This window comes from Flagellimonas aurea, from assembly GCF_017313785.1.
Classification (GTDB): Bacteria; Bacteroidota; Bacteroidia; order Flavobacteriales; family Flavobacteriaceae; genus Flagellimonas; species Flagellimonas aurea.
The window spans coordinates 43,002-63,641 of sequence record NZ_JAFLNL010000012.1 but is presented as its reverse complement, the minus strand read 5'-3'; the positions used below and the strand labels follow the sequence as shown (position 1 = coordinate 63,641).

The window sequence follows — 20,640 nt, the reverse complement described above, 5'->3', positions numbered from 1 at the left end:
CGTAATGGAACAATCTTTAGCCATTTAAGGTTATGGCCCTTTGGTTAATTAATCTGTACTGGGGAACCCGTATAAATTATGTTTTACTACCATTGCAGGCCATGTTACAATACCTAATATTTCATATGTTTCGTTGTTCAACGAAAATCTGGGAAGAACAGGACACCTTTAGGATAAAACATTTATATTTAGATGTATTTTCTTACAAAATCATGAATGTTTCATATAAAGCTACTGATAATGAATCGTAACAGTCATAAAGTCGGGGGATGTCGACCTTGTTCCTTAAAGTTGTTCAAGGGTTTCAGGTTCGTGTTTGGAACTGGCAGGGAACTTAGAATTACATTTTATATCGGGCTATTTTGTTTGCCCATGATGTCAATTGGTCAAATGACCGAGGGTACATACAACCTCATTGATGCCGAAATGGACACGGTATTGGTGCAAATCAATGATGGTATGATCTGGAATTTGGCGGATATTGGGAGCTTGAACCTACAAGCTGTGAACAGCTATACTGTAGACCAGGTAGTTTTTGAGGTAAGTTATCAAGGGTCGGTTATACATTCCCAAAGCGAAGGGGTTGCCCCATATGCTGCCTTCGTGGATATCAGCGGGGATTATGAAATATGGCAACCTGTTAAGGGAACATATACCTTTGAGGTGGATTATATTCTAAATGGCACGCTCCAGGGCACGGATGTTTTTACCATAACATTTATTAATATTCCGTATGGTTCCATATGGGATGAGGACAATGGCACTGCCCACTATTCCGGTGAGGTTGCCATTGGGACAACAGTGGTTCCTAGTGGTTTTAAAATGGCGGTCAATGGTAAATTGATTGCGGAAGAAGTACAGGTTCAATTAAATGGCAGTTGGCCGGATTATGTATTTCTGGATTACTATGACCTATTATCCTTGAGTGAACTCAAAGAATACATCAGAAAACATGGTCACTTGCCTAAAGTCCCTTCGGCGGAAGAGGTCAGGGCCGAAGGGCTTAGCTTGGGGGACATGGACAAGCTTTTACTTGAAAAAGTTGAAGAACTGACCCTTTACTTGTTTCAACAACAAGACGTATTGTTAAGGCAGCAAAATCAAATCGAGGCACTTCAAGAATTGCTTGACCAAAAAGATTGAATTATCGGTTTATGAAAACTAGATAACTGGTCAGATTTTACTTAGGACTAAATAATGGTGTGGAAACCTTTGGGTTTACCGCTGGATGGACCGATTTGAATGTCGTTTAGGTTTGTGTAAACCCATCCAAGTTGACGATGGAGAAATAATGGAAGATTGTGTTGCGCTTCAACTGTGCTCTGAATTTATAGGGGATGGGCAACTATATTGTATGATTCATTTTAGTGCTTTATGAATCTATACAGCCCAAAGCAGGCATTCAAACCCGAGCCAGGTTGATAAAGCGTACGGCCCAAGGAGCATAGAATGCTGCATTTGCCACAAAGAGCCCCCCACAATTTTATACCAATGATAAACAGGTTGATGGGAATTCCATTTGCCCGTGATAAGGTTGTAATAGGAAAAAGATAACAAAGGAAGCCGATCCAGCCGAGTAATTCAAGGAAAAGGCTCATGACTCCTTATATTTATAAAGATTTAGACAATGGTCTATATAAACAGTTTGTTATTTACTGTGTGTTTTATCTTCTGGATTGAACATACCCATATATAAGAATCATCTATAAGCACAAAAATGATTTCGGTAAACTTTACGCTATTTTTTTGTTCCTGAATATGGGATTGATTCAATCGAATGGCAACAGGGCCAAAATTCTTGACAAACCTCCTCTTCTACTGTATTTGTATTGAAAGAAGTTATCCGGGTGTTGTGTAAAATTTACCCTACATTTGAAGCCGTTCACAACATAATTTTCAGCGAAGCCACCATTTAAGTTACATTTAGACCATAAAAATCATGATGACACAGTTTTCAAAAAAGTTAAAATGACCTTCAAAAAAATGTCCAAGCCCATCTTGTTTTGGATACTGTTTGCATGTCTGTTAGGGCTTTCCCATAATCTTTCGGCGCAATGTGCGGGAACCGATAATACGGTTACGGTCTGTAACAAGGACCAAGACCCGGGCACACAAAATTTTGATTTGTTCTCAAACCTTGGTGGATCACCAGCACCTGGGGGGACTTGGTCTACTACCGACCCTGCCAATTTTTTTGCATTGGACCAGGTGAACGGCATTGTTAACCTTTGGGAGGTCAAGAATTCGGGAGTTCATGAGTTTACCTATACCAACCCTGACTGTAATGAATCGGCCGTTGTCACTATCAATTTGGGGGGTTATCCCGGTGAGGACAATGTGGATGGCAGTGCCGATGCCTGTGGTGACGATCCTGCGGTAAACCTACATAGCTTTATTGGGGACGATACCCAAGGTAAGATCCAAGATTTCAATGGGCTATGGGAAGCCGTTACCCCATCGGCCGCGGGCCATTTGTCAGGTAATATTTTCAATGCCCAAGCCGCCGGTGTCGGCGTTTATGAATTTACACATACCGTGCCCGAAGTGGATACATGCCCCAGCCGACAGGTTCGGTTGATATTGGAGGTACAGCGGCCGGCAAACTCAGGTGTCGGGACAGACCTGATCGTTTGTACCACCGATGATCTTTCGGGCCTGACCAATTTTGACCTGGATGGTCTGCTGGCCGGTGAGGATATGAACGGCACTTGGTCCGAAGGGCCGAATACCGATCAATTGGAAGATCTGACCGATCATGAAATAGATGTACAGGCCATACGTGACCAAAACACGATGGGCACATTCTCCTTTACCTATACGGTATTTCCGGCCCATGCCGTATGTTCTGTAGAGCGAACAACGGTCAACATCGTAATTTTACCGACATTCCAGGCCACCATGGAAGCCGTCAATTATTGTAACGGATCCTCCGAATACACGGTCAACATCGCGGATTACGATGATACCCTGATCCAAAGTGGGACATATGACATCTCATACGCACTGACCTCAGGGGGAATTACAAGGGAAAGTACCAGTACCTTGGTCCTTGGAAATGACGGAACCGGATCTTTTAATATCGATGCAGACCTCACCAACTTGAACGAGGTCACCGTATTGAACATTACTTCATTAGGGGAGGAAGTCTGCCCCGATATACAGGTAGACCCCATAAGCTTTATCGTTAGCGACCCTATGGCCGATGTGATCGATACCTGTGAAGGTGAGGATATCACGGTTTCATTGACGAATATTTTTGATGCCTCCTTCGATAGGACCAATGGCGATTATGATGTTACCTATACCATATTGGCGCCCAGTGGAACCACCAACACGTTCACGATGAACGCCGTTGCTTTCGATTCCGGAAACGCCGCCTTGACCCTACCGGCCGATCAGATCAGTGAGACCGGGAATCACACCATTGGTTTTGAAGTGGCCAGCGGACTTACATTGGATTGTGTTATTACCGATACGGTCACCATAACCCCAATACCTTCTGCCATTGACCTTGACCTTATCGTGGACAATTCATGCGATGCCACCCGAATCGATGTCATGGTGGATGCCCCATTGTTGGCCGATGGAGGCTACGTGGTCAGCTACGAAGTGATTTCGCAGGAGACCCATGCTGTTCTGATCGACAATACCATCAATTTTGCAGGAGGTATGGCGGATTACCAAATAGACTTGGCGACTCTGCCCCAAGGCAACTATACCGTTACGGTCGGTAGTACCCAGAACGATACGACCCCGTGCAGGATTGACTTTGATTTTGAATTGAGTGAAAACTTTGCCGTTGAAGGCATACCCCAAACCCCTACGGCAGATGCATTACAGACCTTTTGTCTTGGCATGTTCGCCCCTAACACGCCCATGTTGGCCGATATTGAGGTGTCGGCCAATGGCCAACTCTTGTTCTATGCGACCGCGACCGATATGGATATTTTGCCTTTGGACACCCCACTTGTCGATGGCGAGGATTATTTCATATCAAGTATGGACCCCGACAACAATTGTGAGGGTTCCGACCGGATTCAAGTCGTTGTGGCCCTGTCCGATCTCGAACCACCTACTGTTATGGGTATGAACCCGACCTTCTGCGGTTCCGAAAATCCAATGATCACCGATTTGAATACCAGTGTCAACAGCACGGGGGATATCGTATGGTTCGAAACGGCTTTAGGGGGAACCCCTATGGAGGGTACTACATTGCTCATCGACAATAAAAGCTACTTTGCGGCCACTTCCAATGGACAGTGCTACGGTGTAGGTCGGGTAGAGGTGGTCCCAACAATCTATCATCTTGAACCTGCCATAGCGGAATATCCTACCTTGGCATTGTGCGGGCTAGAACATCCTACGGTGGCGAATCTAGTAGGGGCGATAGAGGACACCCCATATAACATTGTTTGGTATGATGCCCCGGAAAATGGAACACCTTTGGCCGATACGGATTTGCTCGTGGATGGTATGGTCTATTTTGCGGAAAGCTTCGACCCCGACACCGGCTGCACGAACCCTGAAAGGGCCATGGTGACCGTCGACCTGTCCCATTGCGATCCCGAAGATTACGGTTTCTTTGTTCCCGATGGGTTTTCGCCCAATGGGGATGGCCGCAACGACACTTTTTTTGTTCCCAATATCGAGGTCATTTTTCCAAATTTCACTTTGGAGATCCTAAACCGTTATGGCACCACTCTTTTCAAAGGTGATAAAAGTACTCCCGCATGGGATGGCAGGAACCGGTCCGGGATGGCCCCGAACGGTGTTTATTTCTACATCATCGATTACCATAAAGAAGGTTATGGACCTATCCAGGGCAGATTATACCTCAACCGATAACCATCTGTCGATATAAAAAGACCATGAAAAAAATTCAACCATATCTTATTCTTCTACTATTGGTCCATGCTGCGGCGAAGGGGCAACAAGACCCCCAGTATACACAGTATATGTACAACATGAGCGTTGTAAACCCTGCATATACCACCAATGAGCCTGGTATGTTGAATTTTGGTTCGCTCTATCGATCACAATGGAAAAATGCCGTTGGTGCACCCAAGACCCTGACCTTTTTTGCACATGCACCCTTAAGCCGGAAAGTAGAGATGGGCATATCACTGATCACCGATAATATTGGGGACGGCGTTCTCAAGGAAAACAACATTTATATGGATTTCGCCTATATCCTTAAATTGGATGAAAATAGTAATCTGTCCTTAGGTCTTAAAGGGGGCATCACTACCTTCGAAACCAATTTCAATGGTTTTGTGCTTCCGGAATTTCAGGAGGATATTGCCTTTGACGAAAATTTGAACAACACTTTCCCCAATGTGGGTATAGGGGCCTTTTACCACAGGGACAATTTCTATGCAGGGATTTCCGCTCCGAACCTATTGACATCGAAACATATTGAAAATAAGGATGGTATCCATCGGATCGGATCCGAGGCCATACATGTTTTTCTAACCTCCGGTTATGTATATGAATTGAATCCCGATCTAAAGATAAAACCTTCGGCAATGGCGAAAGTGGTACAGGGTACACTGCCTACGGTGGATGTGTCTTTGAACCTGTTGTTCAACGATCGGTTCGAGGGAGGTCTTTCCTATCGCTTGGAAGATGCCGTGAGCGGCATGTTCAACCTATCGGTTTTACCGGCCCTGCGTATCGGTTATGCCTATGATCATACCCTCTCCAACCTTGGCAACTATAGCTCCGGTTCACATGAAATCTTTGTTCTTTTTGACCTGGACCTTTTGGGGCTGGGAAAAGGGTACGACAAATCCCCAAGATTTTACTAGACATGAAAAAACTACTGTTCATCATATTTGTTTTGGGTATCTCGCAAGGTATTTTTGCACAAGACGGGCTTAAACGTGCCAACCTGTATTTTGAAAGAACGTTTTATAGTGATGCCATTCCATTGTACGAGCAGTTGTTGGAACGCCATAAGAGCCCGGAACTCATTAAAAATCTTGCGGACTGCTACTACAGTACCTTTGATATGGAAGCTGCCGCAAGATGGTACACCTACTTGGCTTCCAATTATGGATCCCGTATGGATGAAAGCTATTATTTTAAACTGAACCAATCATTAAAGGCCATTGGGGACTATGATAGGGCAAACCAAGTGTTGCTGGATTTTTATGCCCAACACTATGGAGCCGACAAGGTAGATCAATTAAAAACGGAAATAACCTATTTGGAAAACGTAAGGGCCATTGGGGAGCGGTTCACGATCAGCAACCTGGACATCAATACCCCGACTTCCGAATTTGGTGCAGTTAAAGTGGACTCGATGCTGGTGTACAGTGCCACAAGGAAGCACACAGGAAAAACGTTCCGGTGGAACAACCAGAAGTATCTTGATATTTATGTCCATCCTTTTGACGGGCTGAATATGGGTGATAGCCTTAGCACCGATCTCTCCAAGACCATTAATACCAAAAGGAAACACGAGGGCACCTTCGCCATTACCAAGGATAGAAAAACCCTCTATTTTACCAGAAACGGTAGGAAGGGAACCGAGTCTGAAAAAATCAAAAACCTCAAAATTTATAGCGCGGAACGGGTGGATGGGTCATGGACTCATATCAGGGAGCTTCCTTTTAACGGGGATGGGTTTTCCACTGAACACCCTGCTCTTAATGCTGATGGGACCCAACTTTATTTTGCCTCTGATCGTGATGGGGGCTTTGGATCGTTCGATATATATTCGGTGGCCATCCATAACGATGGGACCTACGGGAATCCGATCAACCTGGGGGAGGATATCAATACGGACAAAAAAGAACAATTTCCATTTTTGGATGAGGCCGGTAATCTTTATTTTTCCTCGAACGGTCACCCAGGTTATGGTCTCTTGGATATTTTTCTGGCAAAGAGGGGGGACGGTATTTTTGAAAAACCAGACAATCTGGGGCTTCCCGTCAACAGTGGTTATGACGATTTTTCCCTATCATTGGAGGGTAGTGGCAAAACCGGGTATTTTGCATCGAACCGTCCTGGAGGAAAAGGAAGTGATGATATATATTCCTTTACCGAAACCAAACCCTTGCTCATCGAGAGTTGTAGGCAGTACATCGCCGGTACACTAACCGATAAGAACACCAAATTGCCTTTGGCCCATGCCGATATCCGACTTTTGGATGCCCAAGGAAATATTGTTGAAAGTTTGATCACGGACCAGAACGCCTTCTTCGAGTTTATGACCGAATGCTCCACCGAATACCGTATCGAAGCCGAGAAGAAAGGTTTCGAGGACAATTTTAAGATAATCCGGACGGACAAAGAGCGGAATGCGGTCAACAATGGTTCCTTAACCCTATTTTCGGTTCAAGAGCGGGAAAGACAGAATGCCTTGATCCTACGGGAAAAGCAAGAAGAGGCCGAGAAAGCTGCAAAGGCCGAAGCGGAGCGAAAAGCGAGGGAAGAAAAAATGGCCGAACAAGAACGGATCCAGAAAGAAAAAGAATTGGAGGAAAAGGCAGCAATTGCCCGGAAAAAAGCGGATATGGAGCGTCAACAAGACATTGAAGAGACCATCGAACGAGAAGAGTCCATCGTCAAAGAGAATGACCGTATCATTATTAAAACTCCCGAAATCCACTTTGATTACAGTCTTTGGTACCTCAGAAGGGAATCCCGTGAGCGTTTGGGCAAGGTTATCGAGATCATGAAGGCCTACCCTGGAATAGTCCTTGAGATAGGAACGCATACCGACATCCGCGGGAATGCCGAATATAATAGGGACCTATCGCAAAAACGTGCCGATGTGGCCAAGGATTTTCTGGTCAAAAGCGGTATTGCCGAACATAGGATAATTGCCAAAGGTTATGGGGAGACAAGTCCGATTGTGATATGTGAGCCCGAGGATAGCTGTAGCGAGGAAGATCATGAATGGAACAGACGGTGCGAGCTTGTCATCATAAAGTGGGAGTAAAAGATGATGACCCAAGGGTGTTGTGTCTTCCAAAGGTATGCTGACTATGTTACCCCATAACAGTAAGGACTATGCAAACAGGCGAACAGACTTTTGTTGCCTCATCAATGGGAAACCGTTTTTCCCGGCGAAGTTCGGAAATGGCCGACCCCGTGCCTTTTATCAATATGTTGATGGAGCATACACTTTGGGTATCAGTGCAACTCGCAAGGCCAATGACCCTTCAAAAAGCATCAATATGGGAGCTCTTGATATTGAAGGGCTCCAAACAGGAACATATACCTTGGAATCCTTTTAAAGTGGTAATTTTTTGCGGAGTACTACCTAGATGGAGGAATTGTTTTGGATACCTCTACTGGGGAAAACGGATATGGCACTCTAACTATTACGCGATTTGATGACCAAGAACATATCATCTCAGGCACTTTTGAATTTACTGTCCAGGGAAACAATGGAGAACTGATCAAAATCACCGATGGACGCTTTGACCTTAATTATTCCAATTGAGGAAATTCATCAAAAAGAATGATGGGGCGGGAATCACCATTTGGAAAGTTTGGGTCATAGTTACTATCAAGTAATTTCTTTTAAAACAATACGGAAATCATCCAAACGGATTCTTGGTGTGTCCTGACTTTGCAAACCCTTCTTGAAGCTTTGCTGTGGAAGGCCACAAATTTGTTTGCCCTACTATAAATTTTAAGGGGTCCTTAATAAAAGAAGCCATGGTTGTTTTTCCATTATTCACGGATATCATTGGAAAAGGCGCAGTCTACCTGAAAACCACGCCTTTTCGCTACTAAAAATAATTAAACTAACTCAAACAAAAATTTTGATCCTTGGGTTATCGGACACTATCTGTGCAGGTTTTTACTTTTTAAATAGTCAATTAAAATTTTCGGCCTATCCGTTTGTATCATATCAATATGGTTCTCAATAAACCAGTCGTATGTTGTTGGATCGAGGGCCGCTTTTTCATCATCGTGACCACCATTGTGCTGGGGCCAGAGGGAGTTGACCCAGACCGAAGCACCTTTTTGGCGGATGGATTCAAAGTCCTGAATGATGGAAATCGTATCTTGAGGCACGGTAAATTCGAAGGCTACCGGGATATCTTCTTGTAAATAGTCGTTGATTACCGATCGGGCATCAGGATGGTCGAGTCTGACAATGGGCATGAAAAAGACCTTGTCCAGATATTGGCCAAATTCCTGTTCGACCTGATCATATGGGATGTTTCCTTTGATGACCACCTGGTCGACGGTAGCTGTTTTTTCCATGACCTCATAACATTTATCAAAGATATCATAGCTCTTATCGAGATTTACCAATATTTTGCCTTTGCAAAGGTTCAATGCCTCTTCCAAGGTCGGTATTTTGTGCGGTGTACTGTGCCCGATTCCATCCTTGAGTTGTAACGTTTGTAGGTATTCCCAAGTGACCTCGGAGACCTTTCCCGTACCTGTAGTGGTACGGTCAATGGTATTGTCATGCATAAGGACCAATTGACCGTCCTTGGTTTGACGGACATCGATCTCGACCATGTCCACGCCCATGTCGATGCAGTTTTGGATGGCCTGGAGCGAGTTTTCAGGGGCGTTCCGCCAATCTCCCCGGTGTGCCACTACGATCACCTGATTGTTATGGGAGTTCTTCAAGTTGGCGATAAGACTGTCCATGGTCATGGGAAGGGACATTTCCCTTGTTGTGGATGCCGGTACTTCCTCCCCAGCTGCTGTGGAAGCTGTCTTGTTTTGTTTACAGGATACCATGAATAGGCCTGTGAACGTGATTGCAATAAGGTAATTTTTCATTTATCGATTATTTGGATGGTTAGGGTTTTTGTTCAAAGGTTCTCAATTGGCGTTCTTCTAGATAGGTTATCAATTCCTGAGGTCTATCGGTCATAATGGCATTGGCCCCTTGCTCCAAGAGCCATCCCCAAGAGCTGTCCGCTCCTTCCAAAAGGGCCTTTTCATCGGTGCGTCCCGCACAAAGTTCATCCCAAAGGGCAATGGCCAAAAAACCATCCCCATCCTTTTTCATGCGCGTTTTGGCAAGTAGCAGGGGAAGGGCGTCCTCCGTGTCAAAAATGGTCTCGTAATAAAAAGGGTTCAGGTCCTTTTCATAAGCGTTGTGGAATTCTACCACATCCGCATTCTCCGGCCAAAGTTTGGGCATATAGATAATACTGTCCATGAGCTTGCCGTATTTTTCCCGCATTGTTTTTACGTCATCATTGCCCTTGAATATGGCATGGTCCACAGTACCGGTCTTTTTAAGGGTTTGATAGGCTTCCCTGACCCACTTGCTTTCGGTTTTGTCCAAATTGACCATGACTTTGCCCTTGACCAGTTCCATCACTTCTTCCAAAGTGGGTACCTGTTGCCGGGAATGACGAACACCAGCGGCGTTTTTTAACCGAAGACTTTTGATTTCCGCTAAAGTAAGCTCACTTACCTTACCGCTTCCATTAGTGGTACGATCCACGGTTTGGTCGTGCATGGCGACCAAATGCCCGTCCTTGGTAAGCCTGAAATCCAGTTCGATGACATCCACGCCCATGGCTATGCAATGTTGGATCGCCGCCAATGAATTTTCCGGGGCATAACGCCAATCACCGCGATGGGAAACCACAACGATATAGGTGTCGGAAGGGTTCTTTAGGTGTGCCAAGATTTGCTCGGCACGGCTAGGGGAAAGGTTATGGGCCTGTTGGCCCATAACCTGCTGTATCCCTAGAGTCCATAGTATGCAGAGTATACTGTAAAGCTTGATATATCGGAACATAGCGTTTGGTTTAGTATCCTGGGTTTTGTTGCAATGCGGGATCGGCAGCAATTTGGCTCGCGGGTAAGGGGAGCAACAATTTATTGGCATCGGTAATGCCCAATAAAGATTGGGCTCGTCCTTGTCTTAATAGGTCAAACCATCGTTGTCCTTCCCAAACCAGTTCCAGCCTTCTCTGAAGATCGATTTCCTCAAAAATGGATTGTTGGTCGGTGGCACCGGGATATTCCTCAAGACCGGCACGTTCGCGGATCATGTCCAAATATCCTATAGCTTCCGTTGCATTGCCCAATTCATTCTCTGCCTCGGCCAGCATCAAGAGGACATCCGCATAGCGAAGTACCACCCAATCACTACCGGAATCATCGACCACTGTGGTGGGAACGGCTATTTTATTGGTATAGGCCAATCCCGATGGCAATACCCCCACATAACTGCCCTTTCTGGTATCGTTGTCGGTGTAGAGTGCATAGAAATCGGGTTTCAATACCCCATGGCCCTTGGTACCGGCCAGACCTCCGTCTTGTCTTCCTGTAGGATTGAACATGCGATAGGCATCCGACCCCTCACTATTGGAATTAACACCGGAGGCATACTGGACCACGAAAATCAATTCCTCATTCAGCTCATTTTCCAGGGAGAATACTTCGTCCACAGCCACCAGGTCGTGCACTGTGGCACTAACAACGTCCAATAAACTCGACTTTGCAGCGGTATAATCCTGTAAGGTCAGGTGCACTTTTCCCAAAAGGGCCTGCGCTGCAGTTTTTACCACTCGGCCCTTATTACTCTCATTACGGACCGGCAATAGGTCCGAAGCTTCTTCCAGGTCAGAGATGATCTGTCCATAGACCTCCCCTTTAGGGGTTCTTGACTGACCGAAGTATTCTTGTGGATTGGTAACCTCTTCGATGATCAAGGGTACATCCCCAAAGGTTCTGACCAGGTTGAAGTACAACAGGGCACGGATGAACAACATCTCTCCGGTTCTTGCACTTTTGGTGGCCGGATCATCGTATTCTATTTCCTGGATCCTGTTCAATACGATATTAGATCGTTGGATGCCCTTGTAACTGTCCTCCCAGACATTGGCGATCAGACTGCTCTGTGGTATGACGTTGAAATCATCCAGCATACCGTACACCCCACCATCATTTGCGGGTGTTTCATCATAGGCATCCTCTCCGGGCAATTCCCCGACTGCGGGCATGCCGGTATTGTAGACTCCTGTAAATTGCAAGGTCGCATAGACCGCATTGATGGCTTCTTCCAATTCTGCCTCGTTACTATAGAAATTGTCGGCCACTTTCGTCGTGTTGGGGTTTTGTACCAGCTCATCTTCACAACTGGCCATGAACAGTGTCATAGCGGCCGTTAGTATATATGCTAACTTTTTCATTTTAATTGCTTTAGTTTTTTTAATAGGATATTTTAAGACCTACGGTATAGGTTTTTGCAATAGGGTAATTGCCACCCGTATTGTAGCCCGACTCCAAAATGTTGCTCGATGTTCCATCCGGGTTCCATCCCCTCCATTTGGTAGAGGTAAATAGGTTGTTACCTGAAATGTAGATTTGGAGACCGGAAAGACTCAACTTGTCCAGGATGTTCTTTTGGACATTGTAGCCCAAACGGACGTCCCTGAACCTGAAGTAATCCCCATTGCCCTCATCGACCGTTACCGAACTCCTCAAGATCTTTCTTGAATTGGAAAAGTTTCCAAAATTGGGCTGCCCCAGAAATCCGTCAGGATTGTTTTCAGGATGGTATCGGTTGTCAAAGTAATATTGGGTGGGCAAGGCAAAGCCTTCTCCAGCTTCGGTCAAGGAACTAAGATCGCCATCCAATAGGGTCCTGCCCTCGACTCCGACAAAGTTGAAGCTCAAGGCGAATCCCTTATAATCCAAATTGGCCCCGAAGCCATAGGTGAAGTCAGGCGCATATGTGCCCTTGGAAATTTTGTCATCGTCATTGATCTCACCATCGCCGTTTACATCAACCGCTCTTAGATCGCCCGTGAGCGTGCCGTCAAGATGGGGGTAGGCATCGATTTCCTCCTGTGTCCTGAATACCCCGTCCACTCGATAGCCATAGATTTCCGCAATGGGATGACCGATCTGGGTAACGAACAACTGATCTCTACCGGTTGCGATCCTGTCCTGTCCGGGCCCAAGGGCCAATACCTTGTTTTCATAGGAGGTAAAATTGGCATTGAAGCCCAATCCGAGTTCCCCGAGTTTAAAGCCATCTCCAAAGACCTGGAATTCCCATCCTTGGTTCTCCATTTCCCCGATATTGGCCAGTACATTGTCATACCCGGTCTGCTGTGGAACCGGAACGTCCAACAACAGGTCCTTGGTGTTGGTCTTGTAATAGGCCATGTTCACGTTCAAACGATTATCAAATAACCCGAGGTCAAGACCTACATTCAAAGAGGAGGCCACTTCCCATCCCAAATTTGGATTGGGTGCCGAAGTGGTAATAAACCCCGGTGCTATCCCTCCGTTGGAAACATAGTTGGAATCAGTGACCAACGCCTTGGAACCATAGGTTCCAATCTGATTGTTCCCGGTCTGTCCCCAACTCGCGGATAGTTTACCAAAGCTTAGGAAAGCATCCTTTGGAAAGAAATTTTCCTTGGTAAACACCCATCCACCTGATATAGAGGGGAAGTTCCCCCATCGGTTGTTGCTCCCAAACCTGGAAGACCCATCACGTCTAATGGCCGCTGAAAAAAGATATTTGGAATCAAAATCGTATTGCAAACGGGCCAAATAGGATTCCAAGGTCCAAATACCCACATCGGCACTTGCGGTAAACGAACTGGCACCGGCAATGTTCTGGATATTGTCATCCGCAAACCCGGTACCTGTCACACGGGTGTAGTCCGTTTTTTCTTTTTGAAACGTATGGCCGACCAATAGGTTCATATGGTGTTTTCCAAAATCCTTTTCGTAGTTCAAGGTGTTTTCTATCAAGTAATTGATCTTGTTCTGCTTGCGCTGGTCCGCATCCGCATCCGCCCTCGGGGCCGGGGTCCGGTAAGATCCCACCCCGATGGGATAGTAATAGTCCCTGACGGAGGTGTCATAATCCCCCCCAAGGGATAGGCGATAGGTCAATCCTGAAATCACTTCGGCATTCAGGAAAAGATTACCGAATGTCCGAAAGCGTTGTTTGGTATCGGTTACCATGCTGGAGGTGGCCAACAGGTTTTCTACGGGTGTACCGTTGATACGGACCCCTTCGATCTCATGCTGTTCATTGACCAATTGTTCACTGATATTGACACTGCCATCCGCATTGTATGGGCTATAGAACGGAAAGTTCAATGGAATCAAGCCTAGGACACCGTTACTTCGGTCACCTTGATTTACGGAATTTTCTATGGAGTAGGACGGTTTTAGATTGATACCGAACTTTACCTTATCATTGATTTTGCTCTCCAAATTGATCGCCGCGGAATACCGTTTGAAATCGGTTCCGATCACGACCCCTTCCTGATCAAAATATCCTAGGGAGGTATAGTAACTTGTCTTATCGTTTCCACCTGAAATGGACAGGGCATAATTGGATATGGGCGCACTTCTAAAGCCCTGGTCGATCCAATCCGTATTGATCAGTCCCGGTTCCCTGTTGAGGTAAGGGGTAAGTTCAGGGAGGAACAGTTCACGACCATCTATTTGTTGGCCATTGATCAAATTGGTCACCCGGACCGAGTTTGGGTCACTTGCACTCCTATTGATCGGGTCCTTGGAAACATACCCCCAGTTACGCGCCTCGGTCAGGAATTGGGCAAAATCATATCCATCAACTAGATCGACACCTGAACTTTGCTGTTGCACACCTCCGTAGGTTTCAAAGGTAATTCTCGTCTTTTGGTTGTAGCCACCGGCCTTTGTGGTGATCAGGATGACCCCATTGGCGGCCCTTGATCCGTAGATGGCGGCCGATGCGGCATCCTTCAGGATATTTACCTCGGCGATGTCATTGGGATTGATGGATCCCAAGGTACTTCCTTCCGTTAATGGGAACCCATCCACTACGATCAGCGGATTGGTGCCTGCGGTAAGGGTTCCCGTGCCCCTGATGATAATCTGGGAATCTTGGCCCGGTTGGGCATTGGATTGGTTGATGATCACACCGGAGAGTTTTCCTGCCAATTGTTGGTCCACAGTGGCCGCGGTAACATTCTCAAGATCCTCGCTCTTGATTTCGGCCACGGATCCAACGACCTTGGCGCGGGCCTGCTGGCCATATCCGATCAGGACCACTTCCTGTAGACTGGAAGAGGTCAGTTCAAGCTGGACGATGAGTTCTGCTCGTTCATTGATCTCCACATATTGGGTGGCATATCCGATGTAGGATACCTCCAGGATGGCATCGGGAGCGACCTCCAATGTGAAATTACCGTCAAAATCGGTGGCGGTCCCATTGGTCGTTCCGCTTTCGACCACTGATGCTCCTGGCAGGGGCTGTCCGTTTTCATCGACCACGGTGCCCTTGATCTCCTTGAAGGTTTCCTCAATAACGGCCACCGCTGTTTTGTCCCTTTTGTCGATGGAGATGTTCTCGTCGATCCTGCGGAAGGCTAGACCGGCATCCTTGGCCAAGAGTTCCAGGACGGATCGCAAAGACACATTTCGGTATCTCAGGCTATAACGGTTCTTGATTTTGGATACCGTACGGCCATATACAAAGTTAAAGGGGGTCTGGACCTCTATGGTCTCGATGATTTCTTCCAATGAAGCATTCTTTACCGATAAATTTATCGAGACTTCATCCAGTTTTTGTGCTTTTGCTGTTGAAGCAAAAAGTGGGTTCAAAAGCGCAACAATCACAAAAAGAAAAGAAATTTTCATTGTTAACGCTATAAATTGTTTAATAGTTAGTGAATTCATAACTTCACAAATTGTTTAATGGTTATTCATTTAATCGTTAAATGTCATCGCAGTCTGTTGATCCTCGCCAAAGTTTCTCAGGCTGCTTTTTTATTGTGGGGACTTTATATCATAGGCTTAAAGTTTTGTGTTAATGGTTTAGTTTTGACAACGACCTTTTAAAAGAATTTTTTTCTGGTCGGTAAATTCATAGTCCATTCCTTTAGTGGCAAATTTTATACTTTCCAGTACGACTTGCAGTTTGGCATGTTCGTACCGTGCCGTCACATGGCATTTTTTTAAGGCTTCGTTCTCAAAGCTTATGTCGACCCCATACCATCTGTTGAGCATTTTGGAAGCTTCATGGAATGTGATGTCGCTAAAACGTATGATTCCGTTTTTCCAATCCATGTAATTATCATTGTCCACTATGGACTTGGTTATCGAATCGTTGGACCTGCTGTATTGTGCCATCTCGTTGGGAACGAGCTGGACGGCATCGGTCTTACCGCTTCTTGAAACGGATTCGACCTGTACCTTTCCCGTTCTGACGGTAATCGATATCATGTCGTTGAATTCATAGGAATTGATGTTGAATGAAGTACCGAGAACCCTTGTGGTTACTTTCCCGGTTTTGATGATAAAGGGCTTGCCCGGATTTTTGGCAACTTCGAAAAAGGCTTCTCCCACCAAACTGACCGATCGAATGGTATTCCCCTCAAAAGTTTTTGGATAATGGAGTTGACTGCCGGCGTTCAAGGTAATGGTTGTGCCATCGCTCAACGTGATGGTGTTGCGCTGCCCCCAATCGGTGACCGAACTCAGTATTTCGGTTTGATGTAACGGGACCTGCTTTAGGGGCTGTTCCGAGAAATATACAGATCCCATACCTATAAGTACCAGGATAGTGGCCGCTACTGCAAGCCATCGGGAGCTCGAACGCTTCTTGACCGGATATGGCGGTACTTTGGAGGTGTCCCCTTCGATTTCCGATGTGATCTTGGAGAATATTTCGTTTTGTAGTCGGTGTTCGTCCTCCAAAGGTTGCGTGATATCCGCTGGGCTGTCATAACTATCGAGTACCTTGTCCAACAACGTTTTTTCACGCTCCGTGCAGTTACCGTTCAAATAGTTTTCAATAAGACGCTTTAGTTGCTTTTCGTTCATTTTCCCAATGTCCTCTATTGGTTAGAGGAAAAAACTGGGGACAACCCTAAAAAAAAAGTGCATTTTTTTTGAACGAAACTTTTTCAAGTGACGATTACCTCTCTCAACTGTTTGATTGACTGTGTGATATGGTACTCGACCGTTTTAGTGGAGATGTTCAAAAGGTAGGCGATTTCCTTATTGGATAAATCTTCGTGCCTGCTCATTTTGAAGATTTTCTTGGTTTTTGCAGGTAATCCGTCGATGCCGGTATCGAGCAATTCCATGGTTTCCTCAAAATGGATTTTGTTCTCAATGGGATTTCCCTGAGTGGGCAACTCGAACTGTTGCAAAAAGGATGAGGATAGCTTTTTCTCTTTAAGGTATTCCAGACATTTGTATTTAATGGATGCCATGAGATAGGCTTCAGGATGTTTTATGTCGAGTTCCTTACGCTTGGTCCATAGATTGGAGAAAACATCCTGTACGGCATCCTTGGCTTCCGCTTTTTCCTTGAGCAGTTTCAGGGCAAATAGATATAGCCTTTTCCAATGCCTATCATACAGCTGTTTGAAAGCGATTTGGTTATCCGCTTTCGACAGCAATAATAGGTGGGTATCCGTGGCGTTCATATCGTGTAATGCGTAGGGTAGCAATGCAATGTTAGCTAGTTTAAACCAAAATTGTATTAATTAAACTTTAAGTTTAAAAAGGGAATTTCACATGTGGATAAACCTATGCTGCCATGAGGTCAGAGCTGTGGTTTTTCCTCTTTAAACCCTTGGTAAAAGACGATTTATAAACACCAATGGCTGATTCGGAAGGGGGCATTGGGGCTAAAGTTATTGGGTATTATTTTTCAATGGTCCATATCCTGCTTCCATATGAGGTAACCTTTTTTTAAACTTTAGGTAATGGATTTTTAAGGTTCGGCCGTATACTGTAATCGGTTCATGGATCCTAATAGTTCCCCAGGGAAAGAAAAGGGCTTCAAAGGTATGTTCCATTTAATTGATGGTAATGTTCATCTGGATATATCTCTCCCGCACATATTTTATTCTTGAAAAATACACGCCGTTGGATTAATCTTATAATAATAAACACTTAACGCTTGATACTAAGTGATGTGATACATTCAAGTCATGAAAAACTTAACAGCAATGAAAACTTTAGGACTGAACTTTTTTATAGGATTTGGGATTATTTTACCATCCAATCCTGTAACAATGAGGATGTCAGAACAGGTCAAGAGCATGATATCAATGGAACATGGCTCCTGTACCAACGGTTCGATGGGGTTGGCATTAATCCCGTTGATAATGGTAAAACACTGATGTTTACGAAAGAAAATAGGTTTATCGATAGCTTTTTGCCAGACTGTGAGGGGATATTTTCCATTGAAAACGATACCATTACCATTGAAAAGCCTTGTAAGGACCTGCCTATCCAATATATATTCAAATTTGAAGGAAATAATCTGATACTGGCGGAATTTCCGAGCACATGTGATGAAGGCTGTTATGATATTTATAAAAAGAAGTAATCCTATAAACCCAACCAAGCCATGAAGAAAGGATACTTATTTCAAATTGCTTTGATTTTTTTTTCTTTGGATGCATCCATTCACAGGAATGCAGGACCAGTGAACCGTTGGTGAAGCATATCTATCCTACCAGGGAAGCCTCCAAAGCAAGTGTTACCGATTACTGTGTAGATGTACAGTTCTAAGTCTATGTCCTGTGTCTACACCCACCACCATTACCACCAAAGTTGTTCGTTTTGTTCATAAGTGAAAATACGTACTTGAACACCTTTTGTATGGTTTTTCAATAAAAATAGTGCATTATCCGGGCAATTGGTAAAGACTAGCTTTTCTTCTTTGGCGATTTTTATGCCCAATGATTTCCAATGATCATCCCAATAGAATAACTCATATTTATCCCCGATTTCGATGGAGTTTCCATCGTTGGGAGGATAAAAATCGATCGATGCAATGACCGTTTCCTTGGTTGGCCCCAAATCATAACCTATCCATCCATTTTCTTTGTTATCTGCAACAAAGTAAGTGAGCACATCCCCATCCATGATCTTTTCTGCATGATTGTTCCCTTTGTTACTGCTAATGAGTTGATTTGTTGATAATAAGATGGGCTCTTTGTCCTTAGCGGTTTTTTTGAACAGTTTCATTTCGGCCACTCTGCATTGTTCTTGAGGCAATATGAACCGTATATAACGAAATTTTTCTATTGACTGGATTTCATACCGATTTGTTTTTGGCTTGGGAACCGTAGTGATAGTATGCAAGTCAACGGCATCCCTAAAATCCTTGGAATTTGCTCCTTGGAAAACTCCTCCCACCATCTTATTCAAGGCCAATTTTAAATCATGGTCAATAAAATATTTTCTATCAAGAAGTATGGTCGTGAGCTTATCTTTGTTGGCCGTAATGGTACTTATGGAACCACTGTTCCGTAAGATAAAGGGAGGATGTTTTGTTTCACTCCCATCTTTGGCGTTTTTCAATGTATTTAAATACATGATATCGGTTCCCATGTTCTCAAACCGAAATGATTCGTTTTGATTCTTCATGCTCCAGGCTATGGGTTGCCAACCATAACCATTGAAAACATTCAGTATGGCTATATCTTCATTGGAAGCCGTTGGAATTTCAAGCTCGATCGTTGCCGTGGGATTGGCATATTGGGCCGTTACGTCCATCGCGTTAGGGTCGATGAGTTCTTTTGGAACGATACCAGATAGTGCTATTTGGTTTTTAGGTAAATGCTGCTCTTTATTTTCAAAGGATACCCTATATATTTTGGGTGCCTTTCTTTTTCTAAGGTTTGATTCAGGTATATGGTTAAAAAGCCCATTCATATAAAGGGAATCGGAAACATTTTTTGGCTGATAAAGGGCATCAAAGGAAAAAAGTTCCCCATTTTCATCGGTAATGGAACACCAAGTATGGGTGCCGTCATGATTTCCCCATTTGGTATAATCGATTTGTGCCGGTATTCCCATGGCCCTTAGGTGATACACGTTCATCGTGACCAAATGTTCACATGCACCTATTTTTATGTCATCCAAAGTTTTGAAATCCAGGGATGTGGGAAATCTGTTCATCCGTGTAAAATAGGTCATTCCCTTATTAAACCTTTTGTTGATCAATATGGTCGCTTCCCTTAAACTTTTTGGGTTTTTAATGGAATCCAAAACCCATCTGTACCTATCCATAAGGGTCTTTCTCCATGGGACCATCGGTTCATTGAAGACCTTATATGGTAAAACATATTGGCAGAAATCCTCAAAAGGAACGGATGCGGACCAAGGGAAACTATCCCTAGCAAGAAACGCCTTGTCAATATTTTCAATTAAATAGGAGGCCTTGATAAACTCAATATCTTCCTTCAGTTCCAGACCTTGAGTTGCCTTATCCACTTGGAGCGAATCATAAATAAAAGAGAATCTTATTTTCTTGTCCCTTACATCCAAGGTGTCATTGGACAATACGCCTTTTACTTCCTTAAAAAACAGTGCATATCTTTCATAGGTTCGGCTTTCATAGGACCGTTTGTTGACCATATGCTGAATTAGGAAAGCGGCCGCCTTTAGTTTTAAGCTATCCGCAGGGTGGTCGTAATGATCAAGTACTTTTTGCAATTCTTGCCTATTGCTTCCAGAGCTGTTCAAGGCTTTGTTCAAAGCATTGTTTTCAATGTTTCTACAAGATAAAAGCACCATGGAAAGGACAACGGAGTATAGTAAGTAACCTAATTTATGGGAAGCTATCATGAATTGGGAATTTTTAAATGACTTCTTTCTGTCTTGTTCATTTGTTCAATGTGTAAATGGACAATTATTTTATGCCAAGGGGAT

At 44.5% G+C, this 20,640-nt stretch carries 14 protein-coding genes; 7 read left to right on the top strand and 7 right to left on the bottom strand.

What is annotated here, in order from left to right; all coding sequences use genetic code 11:
* Positions 1-240 precede the first annotated feature (240 nt).
* The 6 genes from J0656_RS17250 to J0656_RS17225 all read left to right on the top strand — a co-directional run bounded on the left by J0656_RS17250 (position 241) and on the right by J0656_RS17225 (position 8,455).
* Positions 241-1,143 (top strand): hypothetical protein, encoded by a 903-nt coding sequence (locus J0656_RS17250; RefSeq protein WP_207036181.1) that lies wholly within the window; start codon positions 241-243, stop codon positions 1,141-1,143.
* Positions 1,144-1,968: 825 nt separating this feature from the next.
* Positions 1,969-4,845 (top strand): T9SS type B sorting domain-containing protein, encoded by a 2,877-nt coding sequence (locus tag J0656_RS17245; protein WP_207036179.1) that lies wholly within the window; start codon positions 1,969-1,971, stop codon positions 4,843-4,845.
* 23 nt (positions 4,846-4,868) lie between these two features.
* Positions 4,869-5,807: a PorP/SprF family type IX secretion system membrane protein gene (locus J0656_RS17240; RefSeq protein ID WP_207036176.1), complete on the top strand. Its 939-nt coding sequence runs from the start codon at positions 4,869-4,871 to the stop codon at positions 5,805-5,807.
* A gap of 2 nt (positions 5,808-5,809) precedes the next feature.
* Complete coding sequence (locus tag J0656_RS17235; RefSeq protein WP_207036174.1) at positions 5,810-7,948, top strand: OmpA family protein; 2,139 nt, start codon at positions 5,810-5,812, stop codon at positions 7,946-7,948.
* A gap of 37 nt (positions 7,949-7,985) precedes the next feature.
* Positions 7,986-8,246 carry a hypothetical protein gene (locus J0656_RS17230; protein ID WP_207036172.1) on the top strand — a complete coding sequence of 87 codons (261 nt, stop codon included), beginning with the start codon at positions 7,986-7,988 and terminating at the stop codon, positions 8,244-8,246.
* 44 nt (positions 8,247-8,290) lie between these two features.
* Complete coding sequence (locus J0656_RS17225) at positions 8,291-8,455, top strand: Riean_0653 family protein (RefSeq protein WP_207036170.1); 165 nt, start codon at positions 8,291-8,293, stop codon at positions 8,453-8,455.
* A 347-nt stretch (positions 8,456-8,802) separates the two neighbouring features.
* Here J0656_RS17225 and J0656_RS17220 read toward each other — a convergent pair whose 3' ends face one another.
* The 6 genes from J0656_RS17220 to J0656_RS17195 form a co-directional block, all read right to left on the bottom strand.
* A complete protein-coding gene (locus tag J0656_RS17220; protein ID WP_207036168.1) occupies positions 8,803-9,762 on the bottom strand; it encodes a glycerophosphodiester phosphodiesterase family protein in 960 nt (319 codons plus the stop codon).
* A gap of 19 nt (positions 9,763-9,781) precedes the next feature.
* Positions 9,782-10,738, bottom strand: a complete 957-nt coding sequence (locus tag J0656_RS17215) for a glycerophosphodiester phosphodiesterase family protein (RefSeq protein ID WP_237688985.1) — start codon at positions 10,736-10,738, stop codon at positions 9,782-9,784.
* 10 nt (positions 10,739-10,748) lie between these two features.
* Complete coding sequence (locus J0656_RS17210; RefSeq protein ID WP_207036165.1) at positions 10,749-12,137, bottom strand: RagB/SusD family nutrient uptake outer membrane protein; 1,389 nt, start codon at positions 12,135-12,137, stop codon at positions 10,749-10,751.
* A 19-nt stretch (positions 12,138-12,156) separates the two neighbouring features.
* Positions 12,157-15,600, bottom strand: coding sequence for a SusC/RagA family TonB-linked outer membrane protein (locus tag J0656_RS17205; protein ID WP_237688984.1), 3,444 nt, complete (start codon positions 15,598-15,600; stop codon positions 12,157-12,159).
* Between the two features lie 177 nt (positions 15,601-15,777).
* Positions 15,778-16,785 carry a FecR family protein gene (locus J0656_RS17200; RefSeq protein WP_207036161.1) on the bottom strand — a complete coding sequence of 336 codons (1,008 nt, stop codon included), beginning with the start codon at positions 16,783-16,785 and terminating at the stop codon, positions 15,778-15,780.
* Between the two features lie 83 nt (positions 16,786-16,868).
* Entirely contained in the window at positions 16,869-17,420 is a 552-nt protein-coding gene (locus J0656_RS17195; protein ID WP_207036159.1) for an RNA polymerase sigma-70 factor, read from the bottom strand.
* Between the two features lie 455 nt (positions 17,421-17,875).
* On the opposite strand from J0656_RS17195, the gene J0656_RS17190 reads away from it, so the two are divergent.
* On the top strand, positions 17,876-18,307 hold the full coding sequence (locus J0656_RS17190; protein ID WP_207036157.1) for a hypothetical protein: 432 nt from the start codon (positions 17,876-17,878) through the stop codon (positions 18,305-18,307).
* A 215-nt stretch (positions 18,308-18,522) separates the two neighbouring features.
* Here the strand turns inward: J0656_RS17190 and J0656_RS17185 are convergent, their stop codons facing one another.
* The gene (locus J0656_RS17185) at positions 18,523-20,556 is read right to left on the bottom strand and encodes a hypothetical protein (RefSeq protein ID WP_207036156.1); all 2,034 of its coding nucleotides are present in this window, start codon (positions 20,554-20,556) and stop codon (positions 18,523-18,525) included.
* Between the last annotated feature and the right edge of the window lie 84 nt (positions 20,557-20,640).

Bases quoted from the DNA above. Each gene is read 5' to 3' on its own strand.
- J0656_RS17250 (WP_207036181.1), top strand. From the start codon at position 241: ATGAATCGTAACAGTCATAAAGTCGGGGGATGTCGACCTTGTTCCTTA.
- J0656_RS17245 (WP_207036179.1), top strand. From the start codon at position 1,969: ATGACCTTCAAAAAAATGTCCAAGCCCATCTTGTTTTGGATACTGTTT.
- J0656_RS17240 (WP_207036176.1), top strand. From the start codon at position 4,869: ATGAAAAAAATTCAACCATATCTTATTCTTCTACTATTGGTCCATGCT.
- J0656_RS17235 (WP_207036174.1), top strand. From the start codon at position 5,810: ATGAAAAAACTACTGTTCATCATATTTGTTTTGGGTATCTCGCAAGGT.
- J0656_RS17230 (WP_207036172.1), top strand. From the start codon at position 7,986: ATGCTGACTATGTTACCCCATAACAGTAAGGACTATGCAAACAGGCGA.
- J0656_RS17220 (WP_207036168.1), bottom strand. From the start codon at position 9,762: ATGAAAAATTACCTTATTGCAATCACGTTCACAGGCCTATTCATGGTA.
- J0656_RS17215 (WP_237688985.1), bottom strand. From the start codon at position 10,738: ATGTTCCGATATATCAAGCTTTACAGTATACTCTGCATACTATGGACT.
- J0656_RS17210 (WP_207036165.1), bottom strand. From the start codon at position 12,137: ATGAAAAAGTTAGCATATATACTAACGGCCGCTATGACACTGTTCATG.
- J0656_RS17205 (WP_237688984.1), bottom strand. From the start codon at position 15,600: ATGAAAATTTCTTTTCTTTTTGTGATTGTTGCGCTTTTGAACCCACTT.
- J0656_RS17200 (WP_207036161.1), bottom strand. From the start codon at position 16,785: ATGAACGAAAAGCAACTAAAGCGTCTTATTGAAAACTATTTGAACGGT.
- J0656_RS17185 (WP_207036156.1), bottom strand. From the start codon at position 20,556: ATGATAGCTTCCCATAAATTAGGTTACTTACTATACTCCGTTGTCCTT.